Genomic DNA, 16,470 nt, shown 5'->3' on the forward strand with positions numbered 1-16,470 from the left:
CAAAATGTATGGACTAAAGACGCTTTTGTAAATCGCATGCGCATGAATGACGAACATCGGAAAGCCGTATGAGGGAAAACTTCACGTACGGTTTGATGAGGAGGGGCTGAAAAAAAAAAAAAAAAAAATTCAGTCCTTTACTCTAGGCATGGGACAAAGGGGTATCTTCTTCCGGTTGATTTATGTGCCGGATTTCGTTAGGATGAGAATATTGGGATAAAAAGGAGAAAGAGCACGATGCCGAAAAAAGTGAAAGTATCGGATTTGGTGAGAGAGTTCCATTTGGAAATCATTTGCGGCGAAGAAGGGCTCAAGCGCCCGATCACAACAGCCGATTTGTACCGGCCGGGCTTGGAGATGGCAGGCTACTACGAATTTCACCCGCATGACCGCGTCCAGATTCTAGGGAAAACGGAGCTCACTTTCTTTGACCGTTTGTCTTCCGAGGACCGGATGGACCGGATGCAGAGGCTCTGTTCACCGGAGGAAACGCCGTGCATCATCATCAGCCGCGGCATGGAACCGCCGATTGAGCTGCTAGCAGCGGCAAATGACCATCATATTGCCGTGATGCGGACGAATTTGGCGACGACCATCCTGGCCAGCAGACTGACCGGATTTCTGGAGAACCGGCTCGCCCCTTCGACAACGATCCACGGAGTACTGGTGGATGTATACGGGATAGGAATGCTGATATCCGGCTCCAGCGGCATTGGCAAAAGCGAGACAGCATTGGAGCTGGTCAAGCGCGGCCACCGGCTCGTTGCCGATGATGCGGTGGAAATCCGGCAAACGGCGGACAATCTACTGATCGGCAATGCCCCCGAGCTGATTCGGTACCTCCTTGAGATCCGCGGGATCGGAATTATTAATGTCATGACGCTGTTTGGAGCAGGCGCCGTACGGACGGCGAAGAAGATTTCGGTGGTCTGTAAGCTGGAGAACTGGCAGCAGGACAAACAGTACGATCGGCTGGGTCTGGATGAGGAGACGACACGTATTATCGATACCGACATTCCGCTGGTTACGATCCCTGTGCGGCCCGGGCGAAACCTGGCGGTGATCATCGAAGTGGCGGCTATGAACTACCGGCTCAAGCGAATGGGATATAATGCTGCGCTGCAGTTTACAAATAAGCTTACAGAGTCGCTTAACGACGATATGGACGATATGGAATAGAAATGTCAAATGTACTGCTCAACATTAGGAAGGTAACGGGAAGGAGTCTAACATGTTTCTTGCAATTAATCCGATTGCGTTTTCTATCGGCCCGCTGAGCGTTCATTGGTACGGTATTATTCTGGGTACGGCTGCTTTGGTGGGTCTGGTGCTTGCGATACAAGAGGGGAAAAGATTCGGGATGTCGCCCGATTTTTTTATGGACCTGGTCCTGATTGGCGTCCCTTCGGCTATTATTGGCGCAAGGATTTATTATGTAGCCTTCCAATGGCAGGATTACAAGGACAACCTATGGGATGTGTTCAAAATATGGGAGGGCGGCATTGCCATTTACGGCGCGCTCATCGGGGCGATTGCGGCTGCCGTTTATTATGTTCGGCGTAAAGGGTATTCGTTCTGGCGGATAGCCGATATTTGCGCTCCGGGCTTGATCGTCGGTCAAGCCATTGGCCGATGGGGGAACTTCATGAACCAAGAGGCGCACGGCGGTCCGGTAACGGAAGCCTTCCTGCGGGATAACCTGCATCTGCCGGACTGGATCGTGAATCAGATGCTGATCGGCGGGCAGTATTACCATCCGACCTTTTTATACGAATCGGTATGGAATATCGTCGGGCTTCTTCTGCTATTCGTCCTGCGAAGACAATCCTTTTTGCGGGCGGGCGAGCTCTTTTTCAGTTATTTCATCTGGTATTCGATCGGGCGCTTTTTTATCGAGGCGCTTCGGACCGACAGCCTTGATTTTACGGGGCCGGTATGGCTTGCCGAGCTGATGAACGCGCTATGGTTCCCGATGAAGCTGCTTGGCTTCGAGCAGGGCTTCTTGACCTATGGCGGTAATGTGCGCATATCTCAGTTACTGGCGTTATTGATTGTTCTCGCAGCGATTCTGCTGATTGCAGCTCGCCGCCGGAGCGGGGCTGCCGCAGTACGCTACTCGGATCCGATTTACCGGATTGGGGAAGAGCCAGGGCGGTCCGGGATACCGGCTGGTAATGAGAATACTGCGGCGTCGGCCGGTGAGCAAAGTCAAGACAGCAAGACGAAGGAGCAGAAGCATGATTCAAACCATACTGTTTGATTTGGACGGAACCATCATCGATACGAATGAGCTGATTATTCAATCCTTTCTGCACACCTTTGAAGGGGTGGGAAGCGAACCGCTGACGAGGGAGCGGATTGTGCCGAACATGGGCCGGCCATTGATCGAGCAAATGGTGTATTTCTCCGGGCGGGAACAGGTGGAAGACCTGGTGGCAAAGTACCGGACATTTAATATCGGGCGTCATGACGAGCTGGTCAAAGAATTCCCGTATGTGCGGGAAACCTTGGCTCAGCTGCATGCCGCAGGAGTGAAGCTGGGTGTGGTCACGAGCAAAATCCGCAGGACGACGGAGATGGGGCTTAGGCTGACCGGCATGTACGACTTTTTTAGCGTGATTGTGACCGTTGATGATGTGACGAAGCCCAAGCCTGATCCTGAAGGCATTCGCTTGGCACTGCGCGGCCTTGGAGCGGACGCCTCGACGGCGATGATGGTCGGCGACAGCCATTACGATATCGAAGCGGCGCATAAGGCAGGCGTTCGTTCCGTAGGCGTTTCTTGGTCTTTGAAGGGGAGCGATTATTTAAAGCGGTATGAGCCCACGTACATCATTGACGATATTCGTGAAATTTTGCCGCTTGCCGGCGTCGAGGGGAAGTAACCAGTGAGACAAACGGACAAGTATCCGGTGGAAGGACCGAACTCGCTGTGGCAAATGTACAGCACGATCAGCCGCTGGAAGGCCGTACGCAATTTTATATTCATCCAAATATCCAGATATACTCCATCCCTGCCTCTGAAGCGCTGGATTTACCGCCGGGTGCTGGGGATGAAGGTGGGGGAGCAGGCTTCGTTCGCGCTGATGGTGATGGTGGATGTATTTTTCCCAGAAAGGATTGAGGTAGGGGACAATACCATCATCGGTTATAACTCCACCATTCTGACCCATGAGTATCTAATCAAAGAGTATCGGCTTGGCCGTGTTCGCATCGGCTCCCATGTCATGATCGGCGCAAACACGACCATTTTGCCGGGCGTGACGATCGGCGACCATGCGGTGATTGGGGCGGGTTCGGTAGTCCACAAGGATGTGGCTCCGTACAGCTTCGTAGCGGGTAATCCGTTACAGGTCATCCGCGAGGATGTGCGGAGGGGATAGGCTTGCCTGAGACATGGAACAAACCGCAGCCTACGGGAACGGGTTCCCAACGATGCACCATCAATCGAAAAGCAGTCAAGCAGGGAGCCGGCAAATTTCGGTTCCCTTTCATATGATAATAAGCGGATGGCTGGTTGGAACATGTTTCTCGGTGATTGACGAACAAGGGCTTCCGTGGTAAACTAGCGAGTATCTTCTTTATCTTGGTAGTATGGTAGCACATTAGCGAACTAAAGCGAATGATAAAAAAGCTATATAATGATGAAATGCAATTATAACTTAATGAATAGTAAGGGTGAAGACCGATGTCCAAACCGAAGGTGTTTGAAAAGCCGGCAGGCGTGAAGGACTATCTCCCCGAGGCCGCGGCGGCGCTGCGCAGCATTGAGTTTAAAGTGCTGAAGTGTATGGAGCGTTGGGGATACAGAGAAATCATAACTCCTACTTTGGAGTATTACGATACGGTTGGAGTCGCAAGCTCCACGGAAGATAAGAAGCTGTTCAAGCTGCTCGACCGCAACGGGACAACACTGGTCATGCGCTCCGATATGACCGCTCCGATTGCCCGTGTGGTATCGTCCCTGCTCAGGGAGCATCCGTTTCCTCTGCGCTTGTCGTATCATGCCAACGTGTTCCGGGCGATCGAAGCGGAAGCGGGACGGGATGCGGAGTTTTTCCAGACCGGCGTCGAGCTGGTCGGCGACGATTCGAGCGAATCGGATGCGGAAGTGATCGCGCTGGCGGTGGCGAGCCTTCAGGCTGCCGGCGTGAAGGAATTTAAGATCGCGGTTGGCCATGTGGGCTTCTTAAACGGATTGTTCCAGGAGAGACTCGAAGGCCGTCCGGATGCGCAGAGTGCGTTGAAGGACTGTCTCTTGAACCGGGATTATGTAGGTTACCGAGAGACGATTAAAGCTCTCGGGCTTCCGGCAGAGGTGCAAAAGGAGCTCGAAGGAATTCTTCGTCTGCGCGGCGGACAGGAGATTTGCCGTCTGGCGCAGCAAGTGACGCAGGACCCTGTAGCCGAGCAGGCCATCGCCCATTTGTGTGAAATATGGGATGTGCTGAAGGCTTATCAGGTGAGCGAGCATGTATTAATTGATTTGACGATGATTGGAGATTTCTCCTACTATACCGGGATGACCTTTGAGGGCTATGCTGCGGATCTAGGCTTCCCCGTATGCAGCGGCGGGCGCTACGATAATTTGCTGTCACAGTTCGGGCGCCCGGCGCCGGCCACCGGATTCGCGCTGAAGACAAACCGCATTTTGGAAGTGGTTGGGAAGCAGGGATCGGATGCAGCGGCTCGGAGAGTGCTTGTCGCTTATACCGCGGAGCATCGCGAAGCGGCTCTAAAGGAAGCCTCGGGGCTGCGCTCGCGCGAAGGATGGATGGTAGAGACCAAACTGCTGGATGATCAAGGCGGACTCAATGACAAGAAGCCGCTGGATGACGGCTCCTTCCTCGTACGGGGTACGGTTTATCAGGAAGTCATTGAGTTTGTGAAGTAAAGGAGCGGTGAACCGCATGCAGGAATTATTGAAAGTAGCGATGCCCAAAGGGCGTATCTATAAACAGGCCTCCAAGCTGTTCCGCGAAGCGGGCTTATCGATTCCCGAGGAAGCGGATGATTCGCGCAAGCTGATCATCGCCGTACCGGAAGCGCGGATGGAATTCATCATGGCCAAGCCTGTCGATGTGCCTACTTACGTGGAATACGGGGTTGCGGATATCGGAGTTGTGGGCAAGGATGTGCTGATGGAGGAAAACCGGGATGTGTATGAGCTGCTTGACCTGGGCATTGCGCGCTGCCGGATGTCCGTGATCGGGCTGCCGGAGTGGCAGCCGGTGCTAAATCCCCGGGTAGCGACGAAATACCCGAACGTGGCTTCGCAGTATTTCCGTGAGAAGGGGCAGCAGGTGGAAGTGATCAAGCTCAACGGCTCCATTGAGCTGGCGCCATTGATTGGATTGGCGGACCGGATTGTAGATATGGTGGAAACCGGCGGAACGATAAGAGAGAACGGTTTGGCAGAGCATGAGCGGATATTTGAAATTACAAGCCGCTTGATCGCGAACCGGGTAAGCTACCGGATGAAAAATGCGGCGATCCAAGGGCTTTGCGACCGGCTGCAGCCGGTCATTGCCGCGGCGACGGCGAAGGGATAATCAACCGCAACGAATGTCATAAGGAGGCAGGGAGCATGAGAGTTATGCCTGCATCGGAATTTGCGCTCAAGCGGGAGGTCGAGTACGGCTCCCCGGAGCAAAACGAGAGTGTCCGGCAGATTATCGAAGAGGTGCGCAGAGACGGAGATGCGGCGCTGCGGAAATTCGCGCAGCAGTTTGACGGAGTGCGCGTGGATGAGCTGCGTGTGACCAAAGAAGAGATCGAGGCGGCTTACGCGGAGGTCAACGAGGAGTTTTTGTCGGCCATTCGCGCGGCTGCAGTCAATATCCGCAAATTCCACGAGAAGCAGATGCGCTCTTCGTGGATGGATTTGCAGGCGGACGGCACCATCCTTGGACAAGTCATCCGTCCGCTGCGTCGGGTCGGGTTGTACGTGCCCGGGGGCAAGGCGGCGTATCCGTCCTCGGTGCTGATGAATGCCATTCCGGCCCAGGTAGCGGGTGTGCCTGAGATCGTGATGGTAACGCCGCCGGCAACCGCAGGGGCTGCGGGCATCAACCCGCACATTCTGGTAGCGGCGGCCGAAGCGGGTGTCAGTGAAATCTACCGCGTGGGCGGAGCTCAGGCGGTGGCCGCGCTCGCTTATGGAACGGAGTCGATCCGCACGGCGGACAAAATCGTCGGGCCGGGCAACATTTATGTGGCTCTGGCCAAACGCTATGTGTTCGGGGCCGTGGATATCGACAGCATTGCCGGGCCGAGCGAGATTGTCGTGCTGGCCGACGACAGCGCCGACCCGGCATACGTGGCTGCGGATCTGCTCTCTCAGGCGGAGCACGATGAGATGGCCTCCGCGATTTTGATTACCGCATCCGAGTCCCTGGCCGAAGCGGTCCGTCAAGAGGTGGATCGCCAGCTAAACGAGCTGCCGCGGCGCGAAATCGCCGCGAAATCGATTCGCGATTATGGCGCGATTCTTACCGTATCCACCCTCGAGGAAGGGATTGATGCGGTTAATCGTTTGGCGCCGGAGCATCTGGAAATCATCGTGCGCGAGCCGTTTCAATATTTAGGCCGGATCGAGAATGCGGGAGCGATCTTCCTTGGGCCTTACAGCTCTGAGCCGGTGGGCGATTATTTCGCCGGACCGAACCATGTGCTTCCGACCAACGGCACGGCGCGGTTCTCATCGCCGCTTAACGTGGACGATTTTACCAAGAAATCGAGCGTCATCTACTACAGCAAGGAAGCGCTGCTGCGTGACGGCGGTCAGATTATATCGCTTGCCCGTCATGAAGGGCTGGATGCGCATGCGCGGGCAATTCAAATTCGTTTGGAGAAAGAGGGGGATTCTCGTGGCTGAACAAGACTTTCAAGCAGCGGGGCGCCGGGCTGAGATCGCGCGCAAAACGAATGAGACCGACATTAAACTGGCTTTTTCCGTCGACGGCTCGGGTGTTTCCGAGATCGAGACCGATGTGCCGTTTTTGAACCATATGCTCGATTTGTTTACGAAGCACGGCCAGTTCGACCTTAAGGTGGACGCCCGCGGCGATGTGGACATCGATGACCACCATACGGTGGAGGATATCGGCATCTGCCTCGGACAAACGCTGCGTGAAGCGTTGGGTGACAAGAAAGGGATCAAACGTTATGCAAGCGTGTTTGTTCCCATGGATGAAGCGCTGGCCCAGGTAGCGATTGATATCAGCAACCGCCCTCATCTGGAATATCGCGCCGAGTATCCATCGGCAACGGTGGGCAGCTTCACGACGGAGCTGGTACATGAATTTCTGTGGAAATTTGCGCTGGAAGCCCGCATTACGCTGCACGTTATCGTGCATTACGGGCACAATACGCACCATATGATCGAAGCGGTTTTCAAGGCGCTCGGCCGCGCTCTGGACGAAGCGACGAGCATCGACCCGCGCGTACAGGGCGTTCCGTCCACGAAAGGGGTACTGTAAGCCATGATCGCGATCATCGATTACGGCATGGGCAATCTGCACAGCGTCCGTTCGGCGGTGGAGCGTCTTGGCTACAGCGCCTTGGTGACGGCGGACGAGAGCGAGCTGATGGCGTCTGAAGGGGCCATCCTTCCCGGTGTAGGCGCGTTCGGCGATGCGATGGAGCATCTGCGCGCTTCCAAGCTCGACGATGCGGTGATCCGTTATGCGCAAAGCGGGAAGCCTTTGTTAGGAATTTGCCTTGGCATGCAGCTGCTGTTCAGCCGGAGCGAGGAGCACGGCGTCCATGAAGGCTTGAATCTGCTTCCGGGCGAAGTCGTTCGCTTTCGGGGCAGCTACAAGGTGCCGCACATGGGCTGGAACAAGCTGTCGTTTAAACAGGAGAGTCCGCTGCTTCAGGGGCTGGAGGAAGGCCATGTCTACTTCGTCCATTCTTACCATGCGCTTCCTGAGCGGAAGGAAGATCTGCTGGCGACTACCGATTACCATCAGGAGGTTACGGCGATTGTCGGCCGCGGCAGCGTGTACGGGATGCAGTTTCACCCTGAGAAAAGCGGAGCGGTCGGCATGCAACTGCTCGGCAACTTTCTGAAGATGTGCAGCACGAAACAAGCTGTAGGATAGCTGTCATAAGCGCAGGCTGCTATACGCTGTAAGACGAATGTCTCAAGGACAGCCTGTTCATATAAGATTCTGAGATGGAGGAACGTCCATGTCTTCATTTATTATTTATCCCGCGATCGATATTCGCGGCGGCAAGTGTGTTCGCCTGATTCAAGGGGATTACAATCAGGAAACGGTATACAATGAAAATCCTCTGGAAGTGGCCAAGGCTTGGGAATCCCAGGGCGCGAAATGGATTCACCTGGTGGATCTGGACGGAGCCAAAGCAGGCTATCCCGTAAACGATAAGCTGGTCGGCGAGATCGCAAGGTCGGTTCAGGTACCGGTACAGCTCGGAGGCGGCCTGCGTACGGAGGAGGACGTAGATCACGTGCTCTCGTTAGGCGTATCGCGTATTATTCTTGGTACGGCAGCGATTGAAAACCGCGATTTCGTAAATCGTGTACTGGCCAAGCACGGTGACAAAGTGGCCATTGGTCTGGATGCGCGTGATGGCTACGTCGCTACGCGCGGCTGGCTGGAAACGTCTGCGGTGAAAGCGGACGAGCTTGCCGTCGAGCTGGCGCGGGAAGGGGCTAAAACCTTCATCTTTACGGATATTTCCCGTGACGGCATGATGGGCGGACCGAACGTGGAAGCGATTGTCCATTTGGCCAAGGTGTCCGGGCAGACGGTGATTGCGTCGGGCGGCGTCAGTCAATACGACGACTTGAAGCGTCTTGCGCAGCATGCATCCGAGGGAGTCGGCGGTGCGATCGTAGGGAAGGCGCTGTACACCGGCAGCATTAAGCTGGAGCAAGCGCACAGCCTGGTATAAGCTTGAACGTCAACGAATGCCGCCCGCTGGAAAGCGAGGCGGCTTTACGCCAGAGAAAGGGGTACAGGTATGCTGGCCAAACGGATTATTCCCTGCCTTGACGTTAAGGACGGTCGGGTCGTCAAGGGAGTTAATTTTGTAAATTTGCGCGACGCGGGAGACCCGGTGGAGCTCGCTGCGATCTATGACCGCGAGGGGGCCGACGAGCTGGTGTTCCTCGATATTTCGGCCTCGCATGAAGGGCGTGCCACCATGGTTGAAGTGGTGCAAAAAACAGCGGGCGAAATCACGATTCCGTTCACGGTTGGTGGCGGAATTTCCAGCGTGGACGATATGAAGCGGCTGCTTCGAGCCGGTGCGGACAAAATCGGCATTAATACCGCCGCGGTCAAAAATCCGCAGCTCGTATCCGACGGCGCTCGCCGGTTCGGCTCGCAGTGCATCGTGGTTGCCGTCGACGCCCGATACAACGCCGAATGGGGCGAGTGGGAAGTATTCACTCACGGCGGAAGAAACGGGACCGGCATCAAGGCGCTGGAGTGGGTGAAACGGATCGAACAGCTCGGAGCCGGAGAAATTTTGCTGACGAGCATGGACGCGGACGGCACGAAGGACGGCTTTGACCTGCCGCTGACGAAGGCGGTGTCGGAGCTGGTGACGATTCCTGTCATCGCCTCGGGCGGAGCGGGCAAGAAGGAGCATTTTTACGAGGTGTTCACGGAAGGTAAAGCGGATGCGGGTCTGGCCGCGACGATTTTTCATTATAAGGAAATGACGATTGAAGAGGTTAAGGACGATCTCAGAGGCAAAGGAGTGGAAATCCGGTGAGTGAACAACAACAAACGACGATCGATAACTTGGAGAGCTTGATTGCGGCGATTAAATGGGATGGAAACGGATTGGTGCCGGCTGTCGTTCAGGACGCGGCCAGCAAGGTAGTGCTGATGATGGCCTATATGAATAAGGATTCCCTGAAAGCTACCCTTGAATCGGGTGAAACCTGGTTCTGGAGCCGTTCGCGCGGCGAGCTGTGGCACAAAGGCGCTACAAGCGGCCATATCCAAAAGGTGAAATCGCTGAAATATGATTGCGACGGAGACACGCTGCTCGTGCAGGTTGACCAAACCGGCCCGGCTTGCCATACGGGGCGCTACAGCTGCTTCTATAACGATGTACAAATCGGAGCTTTGGCTCAACAAGCCGAGAAGAATGCGTCTGAAGAAGCGGTGAAGGATCGCTTCGCGATGCTGGGCATATTGGAATCGGTCATTGCGCAGCGCGATGCCGAGCGTCCGGAAGGGGCCTATACGACGTATCTGTTCGAGAAAGGCATCGACAAGATCTTGAAAAAGGTTGGCGAAGAAACGGCGGAAGTCATCATCGCAGCCAAAAACAGCGACAACGACGAGCTTCGTTACGAAGCGAGCGATTTGATCTTCCATCTCTTGGTGCTGCTTCGCGAAAGGAAGCTGCCGCTCGATGAGCTGATGAAAGAGCTGGACCGCCGTCATAATAAATAGGCTTGGAATCGAGCTGTGGAATAAACCTAACGGCAGCGGGCGGACGAGCATGAAACCGCCGGCCGGGCAAGGAGAATCGCTCTATGCGCATTGATTATCATACGCACCATGTCAGGTGCGGGCATGCGTCGGGTGAGCTGGAGGAATATGTGCTTAAGGGTATTGAGATCGGACTCGCCCAGCTCGGGCTGTCCGATCACATGCCCTTGCTGCATGTAGATCCGGCCACGTATTATCCCGGCATGGCCATGCCGATGGAAGAACTTCCGAAGTATGCCGAAGAAGCGTTCATGCTGCAGCAAAAATACAAAGACCGCATCGATATTCGTGTAGGGCTCGAAGGAGACTACATCGAAGGCTATGAGGCGGAAATCGAGCGGATCATTCAGGCCTACCCCTGGGATTATGTGATCGGGTCCGTGCATTTTCTGGGGGAATGGGATATTACCGACTACCGTCAAACCGACGGCTGGAAGCAGCGGGATGCTTACGAGGTGTATGAACAGTACTATGACGCGGTAAGCAAAGCTGTCAGGACAGGCTTTTATGATTATATCGGCCATATTGACGTGATCAAGAGGTTTGGCTTTAAGCCGGAGCAAAGCGTGGAGCATCTCGAGCGCGGGGCATTGGAAGCGGTGAAGGCGGCAGGCATGGCCATCGAACTGAATGCCAGCGGTCTGCGTATGCCGGTGAACGAAATGTTCCCGAGCCGCCGGATGCTGGAGTATGCGCTGGAGCTGGGCGTTCCGCTTACGATCGGCTCGGACGCCCACCAGCCGGAGAGGCTGGGACAGTATCTTGACCAGGCGGTGGATTTGCTTCGTGAGGTCGGTTTTAACGAATTAGCCACATTTAAAGGCCGGAAACGCCTAATGGTGCCTATTGGATTCCCCTAATATGATGTATAATAGGATAGTAACTTAATAAAAATGATGTAAAATACCATATTTTGCAATACTCGCGGCGTCGTCTGATGACCCACGTAACATAGCACAAAGCGGAGGTAACCATGTATAGCGACAAAATGAAAATTTTTTCGGGTTCGTCCAACCCGAGATTGGCGGAGCGCATTTGCAAGGAGCTTGATGTACCGCTCGGCCAAATCAAGCTGTCCCGTTTCAAAAGCGGGGAAATCTACTGTCTCTATGAAGAAAGCATCCGGAACTGCGATGTGTTCCTGGTGCAGACCTTTTCCCATCCGATCAATGAGAATTTCATGGAGCTTCTCGTCATGATGGACGCCGCCAAACGGGCATCGGCGAGAACAATCAACCTTGTCGTTCCTTACTATGGTTATTCCCGCCAAGAGCGCAAGGCGGCGCCCCGGGAACCGATCTCGGCGAAGCTGGTGGCCGACCTGCTGACTGCAGCAGGCGCAGACCGCGTCATCACCATCGATCTGCATGCTCCGGCGATTCAAGGCTTTTTCAACATTCCGGTGGACCATTTGACGGCGCTGGATTTGATCAGTGATTACATTAAGAAGAAAAACATTCCGAATCCGATCATCGTTTCCCCGGATGCGGGACGGGCGACGACCGCAGAGAAAATGGCCAATATTCTCGACGCGCCGTTCGCTATGATGATCAAGAAAAGACCGGCCCACAATGAAGCGGTGATCACGCATGTCATCGGGGAAGTCGAAGGAAGAACGCCGATCATCATTGAGGATTTGATCGATACGGGAACGACGATCGTCAACGTTGTCGAAGGCCTCAAGGAGCGCGGGGCGAACGATGCCTACGTATGCGCGACACACCCGGTGTTCTCCGGACCGGCTTTGCAGCGTCTGGATCATCCGAACATCAAGGAATGCGTGATTACGGACTCCATCGCTATTCCGGAAGACCATTCTTCCCGATTCCAGGTATTGACTGTGGCGACTTTGCTGTCGGATGCCATCAACATCATCATGTCCGGCGGCTCGCTGAGCTCTTTGTTTAAGTACGGCGGCGTATAATATGTAACCATCTTCCAGATGACCCCGACAAACAGGAACTAACGGTTTGGGGTCATCTTGTGGTATACTTAAGAATCATTATCATTCCGGCAATTTAGAGAGCGCCTGGCGAATCGATATTCAGGAAGGGCTTCTCATAAATTTCGGTCGGGTTACGGAGGTGCCTTATTACATGGAGAAGAAAAAACGTGCGACGCCCAAGCGCAGCAATGTCGTACCTATGAAAATGGATGCCACGTTCTTTTTCGAAAAAGCCGTTCAATCCTTGGACCGTTATCATTATGATAAGGCATTGAAGTATTTTCGCCGCGCGGCCGAATATGAACCGGAAAACCCGGTGAATCACTGCAATCTGGCCGGGCTTCTATCCGAGATGGGAAATTATGAGGAGTCCAACCGCATTTTGCAGCATGTGCTTGATCGGATCGATCCTACGATGACGGAATGCTATTTTTATATGGCGAACAATTTTGCCAATATGGAAAATTACGAGTCGGCCGAGGAAGCGATCATCCATTACCTGGAGAATGACCCGAACGGACAATTTTTGGAAGAATCCGAGGAAATGATGGAGCTGCTCAGCTACGAGCTGGACCGTCCGACCAAGCTGGCAACGATCAAAAGCAGGGAAGGGCTGTTCGAGCACGATCGGGCACGCTCGCTGCTGGAAGAAGGGCGTTTCTCGGAAGCGGTACGGGTACTGGAGAAAATTATCCGCAAGCATCCCGACTTCATGGCTGCGCGCAATAACCTCGCTTTGGCCTATTATTATATGGGACATTTTGAAAAATCGGTCGATATGATTCGTCAAGTGCTGGAGCTGGAACCGGGCAATTTGCACGCTTTGTGCAATCTGGCGATTTTCTACCAGCATTTCGGCGATAAGGAGAGTCTGGCCGGTCTGCTTGAGGTGCTTCGCAAAACCTATCCTTTTCATCTGGACCATGCGTTTAAGCTGGCGACCACGATGGGGATATTAAGCGAGCATGAGAAGGCTTATCTCTTGTTCAAGCGTTTATTGAAAACCGGGGAGACGGGGCCGGACCCCTGCTTGTGTCACTATACTGCCGTAGCCGCGTACAATACGGGCCGTTATGAAGAAGCGGAGCGCTGGTGGCGTCAGGCGGAGAAGCTGGACCCCGGTTCGGAAATTCCCAAGTTTTATCTGAATTTGCTCAAAAAAAATTGGGACGAAGCGGTGAAGCCGCCCGTCAGCTATCATTATCATCTGCCGTTTGAGGAGCAGTTTCGGGGAATTGAGCGTACGGAGAATGGTATACCCGATCACCTGAAGCGCGATCCGTTGGTGCGCTCATCGTTTTTCTGGGCGCTGCGGCATGGCGATGCGAATACGAAGCTGCAGGTCATTCAAGCCTTCGGCTTGATCGCCGATGACGAAGTGAAGGATGCGCTGCTTGAATTTATCGGACAACCGGGCGAAGATGACTATTTGAAGAAGATGGCGATCTTCGTTCTCCGCAGCATCGGCGTGAAGGAACCGCTGACGGCGGTGCTTGAAGGACATCAGACGACGGTTTCTCCGTCTCCTGTGGCTCCAGGGCTGCCGATATGGGATCCCAAATGGCAGCAGGTGATGGAGACGGCCATGCGGCATATGTTCCGCCGCTACGATCTGGTACAGCAGTATGATTTACAAACGCTCTGGGTTGAATATTTGTCCAGAGTATTTCCCAACGTGCCCAAAATCACGAAAGCGGAGGGCTGGGCAGCCGCCCTGGAATATCTGACGGCCAAGATGCATCGCCGCCCTGTCAGCTACCAGGAAACCGCAGAACGCTACGGCGTATCGGTGGCGACCGTCAGCAAGAATGCAAAGCTGATTGATACAGCCTGCGGGCTGAAAGAAAAGATGGACGCGATCTTTGATAAATTTGCAAGCTTGGAGTCTTAGCATTAATATAAGAAATAGAAAAATACTCTGACAACCGGCCGCAGCAAAGCGGCCCAGCCGTTGCAGTTGATTGGGAGGAAACCATAATGTATAAATCGATCGTAATCGGAACCGGTCCCGCCGGATTAACAGCAGCCATTTACTTGGCGCGCGCCAACCTGAATCCGCTCGTTATCGAAGGTCCGGAGCCGGGCGGCCAGCTGACAACCACAACCGAAGTGGAAAATTTCCCAGGGTTTCCCGAAGGCATTATGGGGCCGGAATTAATGGCTAATATGCGTAAGCAAGCGGAACGCTTCGGCGCTGAATTTAAAACTGGCTGGGTCAACAAGGTAGACCTCTCCGAACGTCCGTTCAAGCTCAATGTAGAAGGTCTTGGTGACATTGCTGCGGAATCGCTGATCATCTCCACAGGCGCATCGGCAAAGCTGCTCGGCATTAAGAACGAGAAGGAAAGCATGGGCCGCGGCGTCAGCACCTGTGCAACCTGTGACGGCTTCTTCTTCCGGGGTAAAAAGATTATCGTGGTCGGCGGCGGGGACTCGGCGATGGAGGAAGCGAACTTCTTGACGCGTTTTGCGACGGAAGTGCGTATTGTCAATCGCAGAAACGAACTGCGTGCCTCCAAAATCATGCAGGACCGCGCCCGCGAGAATGAAAAGATTGCTTGGAGCCTGAACCGTACACCGCTTGAGGTGATGTCCGGAGATAAAGGCGTTACCGGTCTGAAAGTGAAGAACAATGAAACCGGCGAAGAAGAAATTATAGAAGCGGACGGTATCTTCGTAGCGATCGGCCATAAGCCGAATACGGATTTCCTCGGCGGACAAATCGTTACCGACGAGTTGGGCTACATTTTGGCTAAGCCGGGTTCTTCCCTGACGAATGTGGAGGGCGTGTTCGCCTGCGGCGACGTTCAGGACAGCAAATATCGCCAGGCGATAACGGCTGCCGGCAGCGGTTGTATGGCTGCGCTGGACTGCGAGAAGTTTCTTGAAGGACATATGGTGCACGATTGGAGCAAATCTCTTTAATCGATTGAACGTGGAACTTTCGTTCCGCGTTTTTTCTTTAGCCTTGGCTTGACCTCTTGTTACAGGTTGGCTTATAGTTGAGGCTAAGAAGCTTTATGCCATAAGGTATTTGAAGATGATTTGACAACATAGATCGCAATTTTTATGAGGTGATTAAGAAGGATGGAACAACAAGTATACGTTGGGGTCGATTTGGGAGGTACCTCCATTAAAGTGGGCTTGTGTGACGAGCAGGGCAAGCTGCTGAGCACGTACGAAGGTCCGACCGGTACCGAACACGGCGCCGACGTGGTGCTGGAGAACATCGCTCAGTATGTACGCAAGCTGGTGGCGGAATCCGATTATGAGTGGGATCAGGTTGCGGGAATCGGTGCGGGAATCGCCGGATTTATGGATATTCCCTCAGGCTTTATTAAGCTTTCTCCCAATCTGGGCTGGCGCAATGTGCCGGTAAAGCAGATTCTGGAGGAAAAGCTCGGAAAAACCGTGAAAATTGACAATGACGCTAATGTGGCTGCCCTTGGCGAAGCATGGGCGGGCGCAGGCACGGGGATCCCGAACGTCGTTTGCTATACGCTTGGAACCGGTGTCGGCGGCGGCATCATCATCCACAGCCGGATTTATCAAGGCGCTCACGGTATGGCCGGCGAGCTGGGACATATGGATGTGGTCCCGGATCTTGAGGCCATCGAATGCGGCTGCGGCAAGAAGGGCTGCCTGGAGACCGTCTCTTCTGCGACAGGTATTATTCGCATGGCGAAGGAAGCGGTGGAACGCGGTGAGAGCACTTCTTTGGCGCTTGTAGAGAATATTATGGCCAAGGATGTGTTTGACGCAGCCAAAACCGGTGATGAAACGGCGCTGCGGATTATCAACCGCGCAGCCTTGTATCTCGGGAAATCGATGGCTCTCGTTTCCGTTGTTTTAAATCCGCAGCGCTTTATCGTCGGCGGAGGAGTATCCAAGGCGGGCGATATCCTGTTCGACGCGATTCGCAAACACTATAGAGAGCATGCTCAAGAAGCCGCACAGGAAGGCGTGGACATCGTCCCTGCTGTTCTTGGCAACGATGCCGGCGTCGTTGGCGCTGCCGGCCTCAATCTGCGGGGATAGATCTGT

General features: G+C 54.2%; 17 protein-coding genes. All 17 read left to right on the forward strand.

Annotation, left to right across the window (positions count from 1 at the left end):
• Window positions 1–237 precede the first annotated feature (237 nt).
• The 17 genes from hprK (at window position 238) to ACZYR9_RS16845 (ending at window position 16,464) form a co-directional block, all read left to right on the forward strand.
• The gene (gene hprK / locus ACZYR9_RS16765) at window positions 238–1,179 is read left to right on the forward strand and encodes an HPr(Ser) kinase/phosphatase (protein ID WP_488979640.1); all 942 of its coding nucleotides are present in this window, start codon (window positions 238–240) and stop codon (window positions 1,177–1,179) included.
• Window positions 1,180–1,231: 52 nt separating this feature from the next.
• The gene (lgt, locus tag ACZYR9_RS16770; RefSeq protein WP_488979641.1) at window positions 1,232–2,260 is read left to right on the forward strand and encodes a prolipoprotein diacylglyceryl transferase; all 1,029 of its coding nucleotides are present in this window, start codon (window positions 1,232–1,234) and stop codon (window positions 2,258–2,260) included.
• Window positions 2,238–2,885 carry a pyrophosphatase PpaX gene (gene ppaX, locus ACZYR9_RS16775; protein ID WP_488979642.1) on the forward strand — a complete coding sequence of 216 codons (648 nt, stop codon included), beginning with the start codon at window positions 2,238–2,240 and terminating at the stop codon, window positions 2,883–2,885. The genes lgt and ppaX overlap by 23 nt, the downstream gene beginning before the upstream one ends.
• 3 nt (window positions 2,886–2,888) lie before the next feature.
• On the forward strand, window positions 2,889–3,383 hold the full coding sequence (locus ACZYR9_RS16780; RefSeq protein WP_488979643.1) for an acyltransferase: 495 nt from the start codon (window positions 2,889–2,891) through the stop codon (window positions 3,381–3,383).
• Between the two features lie 305 nt (window positions 3,384–3,688).
• Window positions 3,689–4,894: an ATP phosphoribosyltransferase regulatory subunit gene (locus ACZYR9_RS16785; protein WP_488979644.1), complete on the forward strand. Its 1,206-nt coding sequence runs from the start codon at window positions 3,689–3,691 to the stop codon at window positions 4,892–4,894.
• A 16-nt stretch (window positions 4,895–4,910) separates the two neighbouring features.
• Complete coding sequence (gene hisG, locus ACZYR9_RS16790; RefSeq protein WP_488979645.1) at window positions 4,911–5,552, forward strand: ATP phosphoribosyltransferase; 642 nt, start codon at window positions 4,911–4,913, stop codon at window positions 5,550–5,552.
• A gap of 35 nt (window positions 5,553–5,587) precedes the next feature.
• Entirely contained in the window at window positions 5,588–6,877 is a 1,290-nt protein-coding gene (gene hisD / locus ACZYR9_RS16795) for a histidinol dehydrogenase (RefSeq protein WP_488979646.1), read from the forward strand.
• Entirely contained in the window at window positions 6,825–7,481 is a 657-nt protein-coding gene (gene hisB / locus ACZYR9_RS16800) for an imidazoleglycerol-phosphate dehydratase HisB (RefSeq protein WP_488979647.1), read from the forward strand. Before hisD ends, hisB begins: the two co-directional genes overlap by 53 nt.
• A gap of 3 nt (window positions 7,482–7,484) precedes the next feature.
• Window positions 7,485–8,105: an imidazole glycerol phosphate synthase subunit HisH gene (gene hisH / locus ACZYR9_RS16805; protein ID WP_488979648.1), complete on the forward strand. Its 621-nt coding sequence runs from the start codon at window positions 7,485–7,487 to the stop codon at window positions 8,103–8,105.
• An 88-nt stretch (window positions 8,106–8,193) separates the two neighbouring features.
• Window positions 8,194–8,922: a 1-(5-phosphoribosyl)-5-[(5-phosphoribosylamino)methylideneamino]imidazole-4-carboxamide isomerase gene (hisA, locus tag ACZYR9_RS16810; RefSeq protein ID WP_488979649.1), complete on the forward strand. Its 729-nt coding sequence runs from the start codon at window positions 8,194–8,196 to the stop codon at window positions 8,920–8,922.
• Between the two features lie 69 nt (window positions 8,923–8,991).
• Window positions 8,992–9,750 (forward strand): imidazole glycerol phosphate synthase subunit HisF, encoded by a 759-nt coding sequence (hisF, locus tag ACZYR9_RS16815; RefSeq protein WP_488979650.1) that lies wholly within the window; start codon window positions 8,992–8,994, stop codon window positions 9,748–9,750.
• The gene (gene hisIE, locus ACZYR9_RS16820) at window positions 9,747–10,442 is read left to right on the forward strand and encodes a bifunctional phosphoribosyl-AMP cyclohydrolase/phosphoribosyl-ATP diphosphatase HisIE (RefSeq protein ID WP_488979651.1); all 696 of its coding nucleotides are present in this window, start codon (window positions 9,747–9,749) and stop codon (window positions 10,440–10,442) included. The genes hisF and hisIE overlap by 4 nt, the downstream gene beginning before the upstream one ends.
• A gap of 83 nt (window positions 10,443–10,525) precedes the next feature.
• Window positions 10,526–11,341, forward strand: coding sequence for a histidinol-phosphatase HisJ (gene hisJ / locus ACZYR9_RS16825; protein WP_488979652.1), 816 nt, complete (start codon window positions 10,526–10,528; stop codon window positions 11,339–11,341).
• 113 nt (window positions 11,342–11,454) lie between these two features.
• Entirely contained in the window at window positions 11,455–12,405 is a 951-nt protein-coding gene (locus ACZYR9_RS16830) for a ribose-phosphate diphosphokinase (protein WP_488979653.1), read from the forward strand.
• A 172-nt stretch (window positions 12,406–12,577) separates the two neighbouring features.
• Window positions 12,578–14,317, forward strand: coding sequence for a tetratricopeptide repeat protein (locus ACZYR9_RS16835; protein ID WP_488979654.1), 1,740 nt, complete (start codon window positions 12,578–12,580; stop codon window positions 14,315–14,317).
• Window positions 14,318–14,403: 86 nt separating this feature from the next.
• Window positions 14,404–15,351, forward strand: coding sequence for a thioredoxin-disulfide reductase (gene trxB / locus ACZYR9_RS16840; protein ID WP_488979655.1), 948 nt, complete (start codon window positions 14,404–14,406; stop codon window positions 15,349–15,351).
• Between the two features lie 162 nt (window positions 15,352–15,513).
• Window positions 15,514–16,464, forward strand: coding sequence for an ROK family glucokinase (locus tag ACZYR9_RS16845; protein ID WP_488979656.1), 951 nt, complete (start codon window positions 15,514–15,516; stop codon window positions 16,462–16,464).
• Window positions 16,465–16,470 lie beyond the last annotated feature (6 nt).

The sequence above is a fragment of the Paenibacillus sp. F024 genome (assembly GCF_057814255.1).